The 14,205-nt window shown below is 67.1% G+C and carries 13 protein-coding genes; 6 read left to right on the top strand and 7 right to left on the bottom strand.

The window, feature by feature from the left end; translation table 11 throughout:
• Nucleotides 1-146 precede the first annotated feature (146 nt).
• The gene (locus Q9R31_RS17855) at nucleotides 147-1,379 is read left to right on the top strand and encodes an amidohydrolase (RefSeq protein ID WP_311264048.1); all 1,233 of its coding nucleotides are present in this window, start codon (nucleotides 147-149) and stop codon (nucleotides 1,377-1,379) included.
• On the opposite strand, the gene Q9R31_RS17850 is transcribed toward Q9R31_RS17855, so the two are convergent.
• The gene (locus Q9R31_RS17850) at nucleotides 1,376-2,212 is read right to left on the bottom strand and encodes a helix-turn-helix transcriptional regulator (protein WP_311264047.1); all 837 of its coding nucleotides are present in this window, start codon (nucleotides 2,210-2,212) and stop codon (nucleotides 1,376-1,378) included. The genes Q9R31_RS17855 and Q9R31_RS17850 overlap by 4 nt on opposite strands.
• A gap of 85 nt (nucleotides 2,213-2,297) precedes the next feature.
• Between Q9R31_RS17850 and ilvD the strand changes: the two genes are divergently transcribed.
• From ilvD to Q9R31_RS17825, 5 genes are all read left to right on the top strand, one after another.
• Nucleotides 2,298-4,157, top strand: a complete 1,860-nt coding sequence (ilvD, locus tag Q9R31_RS17845; protein WP_311264046.1) for a dihydroxy-acid dehydratase — start codon at nucleotides 2,298-2,300, stop codon at nucleotides 4,155-4,157.
• A gap of 141 nt (nucleotides 4,158-4,298) precedes the next feature.
• Nucleotides 4,299-5,117: an oxygenase MpaB family protein gene (locus tag Q9R31_RS17840; RefSeq protein ID WP_311264045.1), complete on the top strand. Its 819-nt coding sequence runs from the start codon at nucleotides 4,299-4,301 to the stop codon at nucleotides 5,115-5,117.
• Entirely contained in the window at nucleotides 5,110-6,018 is a 909-nt protein-coding gene (locus Q9R31_RS17835) for a DUF817 domain-containing protein (protein ID WP_311264044.1), read from the top strand. The genes Q9R31_RS17840 and Q9R31_RS17835 overlap by 8 nt, the downstream gene beginning before the upstream one ends.
• 89 nt (nucleotides 6,019-6,107) lie before the next feature.
• On the top strand, nucleotides 6,108-7,364 hold the full coding sequence (locus Q9R31_RS17830; protein WP_311264043.1) for an MFS transporter: 1,257 nt from the start codon (nucleotides 6,108-6,110) through the stop codon (nucleotides 7,362-7,364).
• A 23-nt stretch (nucleotides 7,365-7,387) separates the two neighbouring features.
• Entirely contained in the window at nucleotides 7,388-7,783 is a 396-nt protein-coding gene (locus Q9R31_RS17825; RefSeq protein ID WP_311264042.1) for a cupin domain-containing protein, read from the top strand.
• Nucleotides 7,784-7,864: 81 nt separating this feature from the next.
• Here the strand turns inward: Q9R31_RS17825 and Q9R31_RS17820 are convergent, their stop codons facing one another.
• From Q9R31_RS17820 to Q9R31_RS17795, 6 genes are all read right to left on the bottom strand, one after another.
• Nucleotides 7,865-8,287 carry a universal stress protein gene (locus Q9R31_RS17820; RefSeq protein WP_311264041.1) on the bottom strand — a complete coding sequence of 141 codons (423 nt, stop codon included), beginning with the start codon at nucleotides 8,285-8,287 and terminating at the stop codon, nucleotides 7,865-7,867.
• A gap of 114 nt (nucleotides 8,288-8,401) precedes the next feature.
• Entirely contained in the window at nucleotides 8,402-9,778 is a 1,377-nt protein-coding gene (locus Q9R31_RS17815) for an LLM class flavin-dependent oxidoreductase (RefSeq protein WP_311264040.1), read from the bottom strand.
• A 28-nt stretch (nucleotides 9,779-9,806) separates the two neighbouring features.
• Nucleotides 9,807-10,625 (bottom strand): ABC transporter ATP-binding protein, encoded by an 819-nt coding sequence (locus Q9R31_RS17810; protein WP_311264039.1) that lies wholly within the window; start codon nucleotides 10,623-10,625, stop codon nucleotides 9,807-9,809.
• The gene (locus tag Q9R31_RS17805) at nucleotides 10,601-11,455 is read right to left on the bottom strand and encodes an ABC transporter permease (protein WP_311264038.1); all 855 of its coding nucleotides are present in this window, start codon (nucleotides 11,453-11,455) and stop codon (nucleotides 10,601-10,603) included. The genes Q9R31_RS17810 and Q9R31_RS17805 overlap by 25 nt, the downstream gene beginning before the upstream one ends.
• Complete coding sequence (locus tag Q9R31_RS17800; RefSeq protein WP_311264037.1) at nucleotides 11,452-12,570, bottom strand: ABC transporter substrate-binding protein; 1,119 nt, start codon at nucleotides 12,568-12,570, stop codon at nucleotides 11,452-11,454. The genes Q9R31_RS17805 and Q9R31_RS17800 overlap by 4 nt, the downstream gene beginning before the upstream one ends.
• Nucleotides 12,571-12,975: 405 nt before the next feature.
• The gene (locus Q9R31_RS17795) at nucleotides 12,976-13,980 is read right to left on the bottom strand and encodes an Lrp/AsnC family transcriptional regulator (RefSeq protein ID WP_311264036.1); all 1,005 of its coding nucleotides are present in this window, start codon (nucleotides 13,978-13,980) and stop codon (nucleotides 12,976-12,978) included.
• Nucleotides 13,981-14,205: the final 225 nt, after the last annotated feature.

Raw genomic sequence — 14,205 nt, 5'->3', positions numbered from 1 at the left:
AGGACAGCGGCCGGCGGGCGGGAACCCCCGTCGCCGGCCGCTTTCCTTGGTTCCCCATGGACATCCTCGTTTCCCATGGACACCGTCTGCGTGCGCTGCCTATGGTGGCGGAAGGGGCCGGGATGACCGGGCGGGAGGAGCCTTCCATGGATATGACAGACCAACTCACGGGCGGCATCGGGCAGGAGCTGTCCTGGCAGATCCCCCTCTACGAGCAGTTCCACCGGCACCCGGAACTGGGCCTCTCCGAACACGAAACGTCCGCAGCCGTCGCCGCGAAGCTGGCTGGTTGGGGCTATGACGTGCGGCACTTTGGCGGCACCGGCGTCGTGGGCGTCCTTGCCCACGGTGCAGGTTCGTGCGTCCTGGCCCGGGCGGACATGGACGCCCTCCCGGTCACCGAGGCAACTGGGGCAACTTACGCCTCCAGCATTCCGGGCGTGATGCATGCCTGCGCGCACGACATGCACGTGGTGGCGCTGCTCGGCGCGGCGAAGTACCTGGCCGAACACCGCGATATCTGGCAAGGCACCTACGTTGCCCTGTTCCAGCCGGCGGAGGAGACAGCGGCTGGCTCCCAGGCAATGCTCGACGACGGCCTGGCCGCCGGAATCCCTCGGCCCGACATTGCGCTGGCCCAGCACGTGATGCCCACCGAGGCGGGAACGATCGGCACAACCCCGGGCCCTGTGCTGTCGGCAGGCGACTCCGTGCGGATCACCGTCCACGGTCGCGGCGCCCACGGCTCAATGCCGCACAAATCCGTGGATCCTGTGGTCCTGGCCGCCTCGATCGTCCTCCGCCTGCAGACGGTGGTGTCCCGGGAAACCCTGCCGGGGGAGTTCGCCGTGCTGACCGTTGGCTCGGTGAGTGCCGGAGCTACGGCCAACATCATTCCGGACCGGGCCGAACTGCTGCTGAACCTCCGCACTTACGATCTGGCGATCCGGAGCCACATGATCGCCGCCATTGAGCGGATCGTGCGCGGCGAGTGCGCAGCGGCCGGCTCGCCGCAGGAACCGGAGTTCGAGTATTACGACCAGTACCCGCTGACCAGCAACGACCCGCAAGCCAACGCGCGGGTCACTGCTGCCTTCACCAATGCCTTCGGTGCTGACGCTGTCTACCGCACCGCCCCGCAGACAGCATCCGAGGACTTCAGCCGCATCCCCGACGCGTTCGGCATCCCGTACGTGTACTGGGTAGTGGGCTCCGTGCCCCAGGCAGCCTACCGGCGGGCCGTGGCGAACGGCACGGTGGACGCGGACATCCCGGCCAACCACTCGCCGTCGTTCCTGCCCGCCGTGGATCCCACCCTCGGCGTGGCCACCCGCGCCCAGGCCGCCGCCGCGCTCGCGTTCCTCGCGGGGACTGTTTAGCCGGCCACGGACAGCAGGGACTGCATTTGCGCTGCAGCGTCACTGCCCGGGGCGGGCGTGTACACCACGATGTGCAGATCCGGCCGGTCGGAAGGGGAGACCTGATGGTGTTCGAGCTGGAGGACTCCCACCGCCGGGTGGTGGAAGAGGCGCTCGCGGGATTCGAAGCCGAGGATGTCGTAGAGGTCCCAGCCCTGCCGGAACTCCGGGCTGGCTTCCTTGAGCCGTTCCACCTGGTACTGGATGTCCGGATCGCCCAGCCGCTGCCCGGTTTCGGCCCGGAACTCGGCAAGGAAACGCTTGCTGGTGGTCTCCCAGTCCGGGAGCAGGTCCCTGACGTAGGGGTCCGTGAACACCAGCCACAGCAGGTTGCGGTCCGCGGGCGGCGCGATGGCGATGTTCGGGTACAGCGCGGCATATGCCTTGTTCCAGCCGGCCACGCCCCAATCCGGGAACAGGGCGAAGGACGGATTGGGATCCAGCGCATCCAGCAGCCGCTGGATATGGGGTGGCGCCGAGTCTGCCGCGGGGCCGGAAGGGGCGGCGGACGCGTACCCGCCCAGCGACAGCACATAGCCAAGACCGGTGCTTGAAAGATGCAACGCGCGGCTGATGGCTTCCAGGACCTGCCGGGACGGGCTGATGTCCCTGCCCTGCTCTAGCCAGGTGTACCAGGTGACGCTGACGCCGGAGAGAAAGGCCACCTCTTCGCGGCGGAGGCCCCGCTCGCGGGTACGGCCAATCGGCGGAAGGCCGTAGTCGGCCCGCAGCGCCTGGTCGCGGCGGGCCCTCAGGAAGAGGCCAAGTTCCTTACGCCGCCCGGGGTTAGTCACCCATAAATACTATTACTGTGGTACTCCTACTACTAGTATCAGCGCTGTCTTCCACCGCGCTGTGGATGCACAGAGGATGGTAGGCATGCCTGCACTCCGCTCAAAAACAGTCACCCACGGCCGCAACATGGCCGGCGCCCGCGCACTGCTGCGCGCCTCCGGCGTCGCCAACTCGGACATCGGAAAGCCCATCATCGCCGTGGCCAACTCCTTCACCGAATTCGTCCCCGGGCACACCCACCTCGCCCCCGTGGGCCGGATCGTCTCCGACGCGATCCTCGCCGCCGGCGCCGTGCCGCGGGAGTTCAACACCATCGCGGTGGACGACGGCATCGCCATGGGCCACAGCGGCATGCTCTACTCGCTGCCGTCCCGCGACCTGATCGCCGATTCCGTGGAATACATGGTCAACGCCCACTGCGCCGACGCCCTGGTCTGCATCTCGAACTGCGACAAAATCACCCCCGGCATGCTCATGGCCGCGCTGCGCCTGAACATCCCCGTGGTCTTCGTCTCCGGCGGTCCCATGGAGGCCGGCCGCGTGACCCTGACGGACGGCTCCGTGCGCTCGCTGGACCTGGTGAACGCCATTGCCGACGCCGTGGACGAGTCCATCTCCGATGCTGACATCAACCTCATCGAAGAGAACGCCTGTCCCACCTGCGGTTCCTGCTCCGGCATGTTCACCGCCAACTCCATGAACTGCCTTGCCGAGGCCATCGGCCTGGCCCTGCCGGGCAACGGCTCCGTGCTGGCAACCCACACCGCGCGGAAGGCGCTGTACGAGAAAGCCGGCCGCACCGTCGTCGAGCTGGTGAAGCGCTATTACGACGGCGACGACGCCTCCGTGCTGCCGCGCTCCATCGCCACCGCGAAGGCCTTCGACAACGCCATGGCCCTGGACATTTCCATGGGCGGCTCCACCAACACCATCCTGCACCTGCTCGCCGCGGCCCAGGAGGCCGGCGTGGATTACGGCCTGGCCGAGATGGACGCCAAGTCCCGCCAGGTGCCCTGCCTGGCCAAGGTGGCACCGAACGTCGCCAAGGACAAGACCTACTACATGGAGGACGTGCACCGCGCCGGCGGCATCCCGGCGCTGCTGGGCGAGCTGAACCGCGGCGGCCTCCTGCACAAGGACGTCCACTCCGTGCACTCCAATGACCTTGACGGCTGGCTGGACGACTGGGACATCCGCGGCGGCAAGGCCACGGAAGAAGCGAAGGCCCTGTGGCACGCGGCTCCCGGCGGCGTCCGTTCCTCCACCGCGTTCTCCCAGTCGAACGAGTGGACCTCCCTGGACACCGACGCTGCCGAAGGCTGCATCCGCTCCGTGGAGCACGCCTACTCCAAGGACGGCGGCCTGGCCGTGCTCCGCGGCAACGTGGCCATCGACGGCGCAGTAGTGAAGACCGCCGGCGTGGACGAATCCATCTGGACCTTCCAGGGCCCGGCCGTCGTGTGCGAATCCCAGGACGAAGCCGTGGAAAAGATCCTGAACAAGACCGTCAAGGAAGGCGACGTAGTGGTCATCCGCTATGAAGGCCCGCGCGGCGGTCCGGGCATGCAGGAGATGCTTTACCCGACGTCGTTCCTCAAGGGCCGCGGCCTGGGCAAGAAGTGCGCCCTCATCACGGACGGCCGCTTCTCCGGCGGCACCTCGGGCCTGTCGATCGGGCATATCTCCCCGGAGGCTGCCTCCGGCGGCGCCATCGCCCTGGTGGAAGACGGCGACATCATCAGCATCGACATCACCCAGCGTTCAATGCAGCTGGAGGTCTCCGACGAGATTCTCGCCGAACGCCGGGAAAAACTGGAAGTCAACGGCGGTTACAAGCCCAAGGACCGCGACCGCCAGGTCTCGCCTGCGCTGCGGGCGTACGCCGCGATGGCCCTGTCCGCGGACAAGGGCGCAGTCCGGGATGTCTCCCTGGTAGAGCGCTAAGGCTCTCCGGGCGGGGGAGGAGTGAAGCAGGGTCCTCCGGGCCTCCCCCGCCCGCTCAAACAGACACGGGCGGCGTGACGTCCCATGTCAACGGGCCAAAAGTCCGGTCCCACGCTCCTGCAGTGACGGTACCCTGTTGACATGGTGCAGGAATTTTCCGATTACCGGGCGGAAGGCATCCTGCTTGCCGGGGCAGGCCGGGCCATCCTGCTGCAGCTTGCCAACCCGGCCATTGGCCGGGGAGTGGCAGAACACAGCACGTTCACCGAGCGTCCCGTCAACAGGCTGAAGGGCACCCTGACCTACGTCTACGCGATCGTGTATGGAAACGAGGCGCAGGTGAACGAGGTCCGCCGCAGGGTAAACCGGGCGCACGTGCCGGTGCAGCGGGCTGCAGATAAAACCTCCGCCGGGTACAGCGCCTACGATCCTGAGCTGCAGCTCTGGGTGGTGGCCACGCTCTACGACACTGCCCTCACCATCATCGAGAAAATCTACGGCCCGCTGGACGACGACGCTGCCGACGCCATGTACCGGGACTATGCGCGGATCGGCACCGCCCTGCAGCTTCCACCGGGCATGTGGCCGAAGGACCGGACAGAGTTCGGTCGCTACTGGGCGGACCATGTCTCCACCCTCCGCGCGGAGTACGCAGGGGTGCGCGTGGGCCGGGGCCTGTTGTTTCCCAAGCACACGGCCCTTTGGTACCGGGCCATCATCCCGCCTGCCAGGTTCCTCACCGCCGGGCTCCTTCCCGACCAGTTGCGCAAAGACTTCGGCCTCGCCTGGAGCGACCGGCACGAGCGCCGCTTTGACCGGACGTTCCGCATCCTGGCCGTGGCCTACCCGAGGCTGCCGCAGGGCATCAGGTACTGGTTCAAGGACTACTGCCTGCGCGAACTCGACAGGGACCTGAAAAGGAACCTGCAGCCAAGCCAGCACGAGGGGATCAGTGCATAGCTCGAATACCGGTTCGACACCGGTGGAGCAGCGGATCGACGAACGGGCCCGTCGCTTCCTGGCCACGGCGCCGCCCGGCGGCGGCAAGGCAAAGCTTATCGAGTTCGCCGTTTTCGGCCTCAAGCAGGGGTGGGCCTGCATCTTCGGCGCATCGCTCCTGGCAGTGCTCATGGCGGCCAGGCTCTGGTACCCGGACTCTGCCGGCCTGGCCCGCAACGACTTCCTGACCATCGCCGCCGTCGCCATCCAGATCCTGATGGTGTCGTTCAAACTGGAGACCCTGCGGGAACTGCGGGTGATCGTTCTGTTCCACCTGGTGGGGACCGTCATGGAGCTGTTTAAGACGGACATGGGCTCCTGGTCTTACGCTGCCGAAGGTTTCCTGCGCTTCGGCGCCGTGCCGCTCTTCAGCGGGTTCATGTATGCGGCTGTGGGCTCCTACATGGTGCGCGTCCACCGGCTGTTCGACCTGAAGTTCGCCGGCTACCCCCGCCGCTGGATCACCGCCATCCTCGCCGCCGCCATCTACGCCAACTTCTTCACCCACCACTACATCTGGGACTTGCGCTGGGTGCTGCTCGCCGCCGTCGTCCTCATCTATGGCCGGTGCGTCATGCACTTCCGGGTGTTCCGCCGCGAATTCCGCATGCCGCTGGTGGTCTCGTTCCTGCTGGTGGCGCTGTTCATCTGGCTCGCCGAGAACATCGCCACCTGGTCCGGCGCCTGGCTCTACCCCAGCCAGCTGGACGGCTGGCACCCCGTGGGCGTGGAGAAACTGGTGGCCTGGTTCCTGCTGATGATCATCTCCGTGGTCCTGGTGGCCTGGGTCTACAAGCCGCAGCCCCCGGAGGCGGATAGCGGACGACGGCGGCAGGTCCCGACGTCCGCTGCGCTGCGGTAAGGGGCGCTGCGGCAAGGGGCGGCGGTAAGGGGGGTCTGCCAAGACCCGTTTCAGCAGGGCCCTCGCTAGGGCGCCGGGAGCACGGTTTGATGGAGAACATGCCCCAGGAAACAACAGTCATCAACACCAGCGAAGCGCAGACACCACACGGCCCCGGGCACCACCCCGCCCACTGGGGAGGCGTCTTCGCGATGTCGCTGTGCGTCTTCGCGCTGATCGCCTCCGAATTCATGCCGGTCAGCCTGCTCACGCCGATGGCCTCCGAGCTGCAGGTTTCCGAAGGCATGGTGGGGCAGGGCATCGCCATCTCCGGCGTCTTCGCCGTCCTGACCAGCCTCTCGGTCTCCACACTGGCCGGCAGCACGAACCGCAAAACACTCCTGCTGGGCCTGACGGCGCTGATGGCAGTCTCCGGAGCGCTGGTGGCCATGGCGCCGGGATACCTGCTCTTCATGATCGGCCGCGCCCTCATCGGCGTGGTGATCGGCGGCTTCTGGTCCATGTCCGCTGCAACGGCCATGCGGCTGGTGCCGGCCCACCAGGTGCCCCGCGCCCTGGCCATCTTCAACGGCGGCAATGCCCTCGCCACGGTGCTGGCCGCGCCGCTGGGAAGCTACCTTGGCTCCGTCATCGGCTGGCGTGGCGCGTTCTTTTGCCTGGTGCCGGTGGCCGTGCTCGCGCTCGGGTGGCAGTGGATCAGCTTGCCCTCGATGAAGGTGGAGAAGCGGGCATCCGGCAACGTCCTCGGGATTTTCGCCGGGCTCAAGAGCCGGCCCGTCGCCTGGGGAATGGCCGCCTGCGGGTCCTTCTTCATGGGCCAGTTCGTCCTGTTCACCTACATCCGGCCGTTCCTGGAGACCGTGGCCCGCGTGGACGTTGCCACGGTGTCCCTCGTCCTGCTGGTGATCGGCGTGGCGGGCTTTGCGGGAACCCTGCTGATTGGCCGCTTCCTTGGCAAGGGCCTGTACCGCACACTGGTTATCATCCCGGTGCTGATGGCGGTCATTGCCGCAGCCCTCGTTCCCGCCGGCGGCTGGATCGCCGCCGTCGTGGTCCTGCTGGGCCTGTGGGGCCTGATGTCCACGGCCGCGCCTGTCGGCTGGTGGAGCTGGCTGGCGGAGGCGATGCCGCACGACGCCGAAGCCGGCGGCGGCCTGATGGTCGCGGTGGTCCAGACGTCCATCGCCATCGGGTCCACGCTCGGGGGCGTGCTGTTCGATTCCGCGGGCTACCAGTCCACGTTCCTGGCCGCAGCGGCCATTCTTTCCATCGCCGCTGTCCTGGCATTCGTGACGTCCCGCGCCATGCCTGCCGGCAACCACCAGGCGGCATTGCCAGCCAATTGAAACCGAAATACCAGGAGGAAAACATGAAATACACCAAGAGCGGCGGCCAGACAGGCGCCGGGCCGAAGGACTGGTTCACGGGAACGGTGCAGATTGATGGCATCCGAAACCCTGATGAGCAGTCGGCCATCGGCTGTGCGCACGTCCGGTTCGCCCCCGGCGCCCGGACCGCCTGGCACCACCACCCCAAGGGGCAGACTCTTTACGTCACGGACGGGATTGGGCTGGTGGCCCGGCGCGGCGGGGAGGTCCAGGAAATCCGCCCCGGCGACGTGGTCTACATCGAGCCGGGCGAGGAGCACTGGCACGGGGCTACTCCTGAGCGGTTCATGGCGCACGTCGCCATGCACGAGGCCGACGAAAACGGAGAGGTGGTCACCTGGCTCGATCACGTAACCGATGAGGAGTACGGGGCCTGACCGTCCCAGGCACAGCAAAAGGGGAGCGGACGACGGCGGGAGGTTCCGCCGTCGTCCGCTCTTCCGCCTGCGGGAGGCAGGTCAGTCCTCGTAGGTGTTCGCGATGTAGACATCGCACGGGGCGTTGTGCGCCACGCTGTTGGCGACGCTGCCCAGGAGGCGGCCGATGCCGCGCATCCGGCGGTTGCCCACCACGATCAGCCGGGCATCCAGGCGGACGGCTTCCTTGATGAGGGAATCGGCAGGCTTCCCGCGGGCAGCGAAGTGGGTGATCTCCACGCCCGGATGCGATGAGCCCAGGGACTTCGCCACCATCTCCGAACTGTCAGCGTTGGAGATCCGCACCTTGTCCGAGCCCACCCCGAAGGTTTCGGTGTTCTCGACGTCAAAGGCGGTCACCACATGGAGGGATGCTCCCAGCGACTCCGCCAGGCTCAGCGCCACTTCCGCGGCCTTCCGTGCCGACGGGCTGGCATCCACACCTACAACGATTACTCCGCTCATGTCCTGCTCCTTTGTCCAGTCCTGGCATCAACGTTCAGCTGCCAGTCTAGGCAGTACCCTCCGGAAGTCCCCGTATCACGCACACGGACAGGTTCAGCTTTAACTCCCGCCCCATCAGATCGCGGATCCAATCGAGGCAAGCCCAGGGGCAGCCGCGCCCGCGTACTGGTTGGCCGGCCGTTGCAGGCCGTAATGTTCCCGAAGGGTCCGGCCTGTGTACTCGGTCCGGAACAGGCCGCGGTCCTGCAGGATGGGCACCACCTGGTCCACAAAGGTTTCCAGCCCGGACGGGAGCACCGGCGGCATGATGTTGAAGCCGTCCGCCGCGCCGCCGTCGAACCATTCCTGGATGGCGTCCGCAACCTGCACGGGGGTGCCGGTGAAGGTGCGGTGCCCGCGGCCGCCGCCCAGGCGGCCGATCAGCTGGCGCACTGTGAGCTGCTCGCGGCGGGCGAGCTGCACGATCAGCGTGTAGCGGCTCTTGGCGCCCTCGATCTCGTCCTCGCTGGGCAGGTTGTCCGGCAGCTGCCGGTCCAGGGGAAGGTCTTCCGGGTCCACGCGCAGGGTCTTGGCCAGCTGGATCCGGGCGTACTCGGGCTTGATCAGCCGGTCCAGCTCCCGCTCCAGCTCCAGGGCTTCCTCCTCGGTGGCGCCGATGACGGGAACGATGCCAGGCAGGATCTTAATGGTTTCCGGGTCTCGGTCGGCAGCCGCGGTGCGGGCCTTGAGATCGCGGTAGAACTCCTGGGCGTCGGCGAGGGTCTGGTGGGCGGTGAAGACGGCGTCCGCGTAGCGGGCGGCGAGGTCCTTGCCGTCCTCGGACGAGCCGGCCTGGACAATCAGCGGGTGCCCCTGCGGTGAGCGGGGGACATTGAGCGGGCCACGGACCTTGAAATGCTTTCCTTCGTGGTCAATGGTCCGGATCCTGTCAGCGTCGCCCCAGACGCCCTCGGCCTTGTCCGCCAGTATGGCGTCATCCTGCCAGCTGTCCCACAGCTTCTGCGCCACCTCGATGAACTCTGCGGCCCGCTCGTACCGGACAGCGTGGGCGGGCTGGTCGTCCACGCCGAAGTTCCGGGCGGCATCCGGGCCGGCGGTGGTCACCACGTTCCAGCCGGCACGGCCGCCGCTGGCCCAGTCCACGGAGGCGAAGCGGCGGGCCAGGTTGAACGGCTCGTTGTAGGTGGTGGAGGCCGTGGCGATCAGCCCGATCCGGTCGGTGGCACCGGCGATGGCGGTCAGCAGGACGGTGGGCTCCAGTTTGCCGGCGGGGCGGCGGCCCACCTCGCCGAACAGGACGGGGGAGTCGGCGAAGAAAATCGAGTCCAGTTTGCCGCGCTCGGCGGTGCGGGCCAGCTGCTGGTAGTGCCCCACATTGGTGCCGGCGTGCGTGTCGCTCTCCGGCAGCCGCCAGGAGGCTTCGTGGTGGCCGGTGCTCATGAGGAAGGCGTTCAGGTGCAGTTGGCGCTGGGGAGGGTTCTGGTCAGACATGGGATGGCTCCTTGCAAATAGAGGTGTGTTAATGGCCGACGGCGGCAGGTTCAGCAGTGTGGGTTGGCTCGACGCCCGCTGCAGACAAGACACCCAGCGCAGTGAGGAGGTCGCGGCGGAGGGCTTCATGGCCGGCGGCATCGGTGGACGAGCGGATCGCCGGTGACACGGGGCGGACCGTGGCGATGCGGCCGTGGTCCAGGACCACGATCCGGTCCGCCAGAGCGATGGCCTCATCCACGTCGTGCGTGACCAACAGGACGGCGGGCCGGTGTGCGGCCACCAGGTCCTGGAGCAGCCCGTGCATCTTGATCCGGGTCAGCGCGTCCAGGGCGCCGAAGGGTTCGTCGGCCAGCAGCAGCTGGGGTTCGCGGACCAGCGAACGGGCCAGCGCCACGCGCTGCTGTTCGCCGCCGGACAGCTGGTGGGGCCATGCTTTTTCACGTCCGCCGAGCCCCACTTCGGCGAGGGCCTTGCGCGCCCGGGCGTCGGCGTCGTGCTCCCGAACGCCCAAGGTGACATTGCCCAGCACGCTGTCCCAGGGCAGGAGGCGCGAGTCCTGGAAAACCACCGAGACGCGGTCCGGGACGCTGATGACTCCGCTGCCGCGGACGTCGTGGTCCAGCCCGGCGAGGGCGCGCAGCAGGGTGCTCTTGCCGCAGCCGCTGGGTCCCAGCAGGGCCACGAACTCACCGGGGGCGATGTCCAGGTCCACGCCGTTCAGGACGCCTTTGGGGCCGAAGCCACGCACCAGGTCCCGGACGGAAACGGCGGGGGCAGCCGCGCCGGCAGGGGTGCCTGCCGGACGGGTTTCGACGGCGGTCAACCCGCCAGGGTGCGCTGCCATGAGAGGGCCTTTCGTTCGATGAAGCGGACAATGCCGTCGGAGATCAGGCCAAGAATGCCGTACACGGCAAGGCCCAGGACGATGATGTTGGTTTGGCCGTAGGTGCGGGCGAGCTCCATCATGTAGCCGATGCCGCTGGTGGCGTTGATCTGCTCCACCACCACCAGGGACACCCAGGCGCCGGTGACCGCGAAGCGCAGCCCCAGGAAGAACCCGGGCAGGGCGCCGGGCAGGACTACCTTGTGGATGAACCCGGCCCGGCTGAGCCCCACGGTCTGCGCGAGCTCCACGAAGCGCAGGTCGATGCCGCGCAGCCCCGCATGCGTCTGCAGGTAGACCGGGACAAAGACCCCCAGGGTGATGGTGAGGACCTTCATGGTCTCGTCGATCCCGAACCACAAAATCAGCAGCGGAATCAGGGCCAGCCCCGGGATGGCGCGCTTGATCTGCACAGGCCCGTCGATCAGGGCCTCGCCCACCCGGCTCAGCCCGGACAGGAGCGCCAGCACGGCGCCTACAAGGATCCCGAAGAACAACCCCAGCCCGGCGCGCTGGGCGGAAATGGCCAGGTTCTCCTGGAGGCGGCCGTCCGCGATGAGCTCACGGGCGGTGATCACCACGGTCCACGGCTCGGACAGGATCCTGGGGTCGAGGAGCCCGGTTGCGGAAGAGGCTGTCCACAGCAGCAGCAAAGCGGACGGGCCCACCCAGGCGAGCTGCCGGCGTCGTCCGGGCCCCAGCCTCTTCCCTGTGGGGCGCACGTCTTCCCGCCCGGCCAGCGCCGGATCCTGGTGCGGGGCCAGCACTGGCCGGTCCAGTACGGCGCTCATGCCGCACCTGCCTTTCCGGCGGAAGCGAAGGCGGTGCCGGCGATGGCTTCAAACCTGGTGTCGTACAGGTCGGCTGCCGTCAGCTGCGGCTTCTTCTGCTCGCGGGCCAGGAGGTCGGTGGTTTCCTGGTGCCGGGCGATTGCCTCGGTCCAGGCAACCGGCAGGTCGCGCTTGCCGGTCGCGTCGATCAGGTACTGCCCGTCCTCGCGGGACAGGCCCTGGTCCTTGACGTAGTAGCCCTCCAGCCACTCGGCCGGGTGGTCTTCGATCCAGCGCTGTGCCTTGCCCCAGACCTTCACGTAGGCGGCAAGCGCGGCGGCCTTCGCGGGATCAGCCAGGACTTTCGCGGGGGAGTAGAGCAGGCTGGGATCATCGCGCAGCCCGTGGCGGAGGGTGGTGGCGCCGTCGGCTTTGTACTTGGCCAGGTAGCGCTTGATCTGGACCCCGCCCAGGGGAGCAGCGTCCACCTGCCTGCTGGCCAGCGCCGTGGCATAGGCGTCCCCGGTGCTGGGCAGTTCCACGAGCTTGACGTCTTCCTGCTTGAGCCCGGCCTTGTCCAGGATGCGCAGGACCAGGGCGCCCTGCGCCTGTCCCGGGCTGTAGGCCACCTTCTTGCCGCGCAGGTCCTCGAGCCGGCTGATGCCGGCTCCGGGTGCGACGCCCAGCTCATAAATGGGATGGTTCACGGCGTCCTGCCGGTAGCCGGCCGCGATGATGCGCACGTCCAGGCCGGTCCAGGTGGCGTGGATGGGCGGGATGTCCGCCACGGACCCCACGTCCAGGGCGTTGGCGCGGAACGCCTCGGTGGTTTGCGGGCCGCCGGAGATGTTGGCGAACTCCACCGTGAAGCCGTCCAGGTCCTTGGCAAGGCCGGACAGTTCCAGCGCGACTTTGATGCTGGGATCGCCCACCTTGATGGTGGTTCCGGCAGGCACGGAGGCGGCCAATGGTTCCAGGGCGCCCTGGCTGATGCGTTGGCTGCCGGCGGTGGCGGCCCCGCCGCAGGCGGACAGCAGGCCGGCGGCGGGAATCGCCAGAAGTGCGCCCAGGGCACGGCGGCGGGTGAACGCAGGGGAGCCGGGGCTGGAGTGGGGCTTGGGTGCTGGGAAGGACATGGTGTTCCTTTCAGGGAAGATTCCGGGTACGACGACGGCACCCGGGTTGTGGCCCGGGTGGGCTTGGGAGATGGGTGGGACCGCCTGCGCGGCGGTGTGCGGGTGTGTCTGGCTGGGGCGTCTTGGATGGTGCTTGGAGGTGGTGCTTGGCGGTGGCGCCTACGGCCTGGCCGGTGCCGTGCCAACACTTAAGCACGGTCCGCAGGGCGTTGGCCAGCGGCGCGCAATGGACGCTAAACGCGGCGAAACGGCGCTACTTATGGCGCCATCCGGGGGACAAACGCGGACCAAAGAAGACAAGCCAGGAAACGCGGAGCCACGAACCGCAACGGAAATTAATGTGACTGGAATTAGTGTGGTTGGACGGAAGCGCGGCGCATTCGCAGCCGCTTTCCGGTGCAGGCGCTAACGGCGCAGTAGCCCCTCAACCTGGTCGCCGATGAGAGCGCCGTCCCGGTCCATCCAGTAACGGCGCTTCACGTTCAGCGCCACGCTTGTGTCCATGGCCTGGATTCCGGGCAGGGCGCCGATGTCTTCGGTGATGAAGTCCGCCAGGCTCCGAGGATCGCGGAAGACGCCGTGGAAGACCACGGGGGCCTGTCCGGTCACCATCGAGATCATGCGCGCTGATTCGTGCCCGCTGAGCTGATCCAGTACGTGGGCGATGGATTTCGGTTTCACCTGCAGGGAAACCACGGCGGCGAGGGGGAAACCCACGGCGCCCGGCTCTACTTCAACCCGTGGCGAAATGGCTCCCGTGCCGAGGAGCATCTGGATGGCCCGGTAAGCAGAGGAACTGCTGACATTCAGGGTGCGCGCCACTTCCGCAGCCGAGGCGCGCGCGTTGCGCCCGAGCTCGCACATCGTGCCAAACTCCAGATCCGACAGTTGGTCCATGGATTCCAGGGCAGGCAGGTTAACGGGGACCACATGGGCTGCCAACGCCTCGTCCTGCTCAGCGGTCAGCCGTTGGAACCGCCAGCTCTGGCCTACCCGTCTGGAGTCCAGCACCAGCCGGGTTTCAATCGACCTGATTCCCGGCAAGGAAGCAATTCGATTGCTGATCAAGTCGTTGATATCCGATCCCAGCAGGGGAAAGAGATCTGCATAAATGTCGCCGGTGCCCGAGGTGGTCATGACGAACTGGATTTCGGCGAAGGCTTTGAGCTTCTCTGCCACTTCCGCAGTACGCCCCGGTTCGCAGCAGATCCAGAGTTGCTGCGGGTTGCCGGAGAGGATCAGCGGCCAGGCGAATCTTCCGATCACCTTCATCAGGCGTTCGTTCTGGAGCCTGTTGAGTCTGCGGGTAATGGTGCTCGTGGGCACTCCGAGGATTTCGCCCAGTGCATTGGCCGGGACGCGGGGAGCGGCCTGGAGGGCGGCAATGATGTCCAGGTCCGTGTCATCCATGAGTGGAATGGTGTGCCTCCGCCGTTGTGGGTGTTCGCCTGCTCTCTATCAAGACTACCGGCAGCGGCGGTGCCTGGACAGAGAAAAAACCATTAGGAGACGTTTTTTTGAATGATTTTTCCACTACCCCTTGCGCCGATAGTTGATTTCCCCTTAGTTTGGTTAATGAGAGGTGGATCACTCTCATCAATCCATTCAGGCAGGGCTGGGATCGGCCGGCGTTCC

The organism is Pseudarthrobacter sp. BRE9 (assembly GCF_031844305.1).
Lineage (GTDB): Bacteria > Actinomycetota > Actinomycetes > Actinomycetales > Micrococcaceae > Arthrobacter.
This window is presented reverse-complemented; position numbering and strand designations above follow the sequence as displayed.

Bases quoted from the DNA above. Each gene is read 5' to 3' on its own strand.
- Q9R31_RS17800 (WP_311264037.1), bottom strand. From the start codon at position 12,570: ATGTCCTTCCCAGCACCCAAGCCCCACTCCAGCCCCGGCTCCCCTGCG.
- Q9R31_RS17840 (WP_311264045.1), top strand. From the start codon at position 4,299: ATGGTGCAGGAATTTTCCGATTACCGGGCGGAAGGCATCCTGCTTGCC.
- Q9R31_RS17795 (WP_311264036.1), bottom strand. From the start codon at position 13,980: ATGGATGACACGGACCTGGACATCATTGCCGCCCTCCAGGCCGCTCCC.
- Q9R31_RS17815 (WP_311264040.1), bottom strand. From the start codon at position 9,778: ATGTCTGACCAGAACCCTCCCCAGCGCCAACTGCACCTGAACGCCTTC.
- Q9R31_RS17805 (WP_311264038.1), bottom strand. From the start codon at position 11,455: ATGAGCGCCGTACTGGACCGGCCAGTGCTGGCCCCGCACCAGGATCCG.
- Q9R31_RS17825 (WP_311264042.1), top strand. From the start codon at position 7,388: ATGAAATACACCAAGAGCGGCGGCCAGACAGGCGCCGGGCCGAAGGAC.
- ilvD (WP_311264046.1), top strand. From the start codon at position 2,298: ATGCCTGCACTCCGCTCAAAAACAGTCACCCACGGCCGCAACATGGCC.
- Q9R31_RS17830 (WP_311264043.1), top strand. From the start codon at position 6,108: ATGGAGAACATGCCCCAGGAAACAACAGTCATCAACACCAGCGAAGCG.
- Q9R31_RS17810 (WP_311264039.1), bottom strand. From the start codon at position 10,625: ATGGCAGCGCACCCTGGCGGGTTGACCGCCGTCGAAACCCGTCCGGCA.
- Q9R31_RS17820 (WP_311264041.1), bottom strand. From the start codon at position 8,287: ATGAGCGGAGTAATCGTTGTAGGTGTGGATGCCAGCCCGTCGGCACGG.
- Q9R31_RS17855 (WP_311264048.1), top strand. From the start codon at position 147: ATGGATATGACAGACCAACTCACGGGCGGCATCGGGCAGGAGCTGTCC.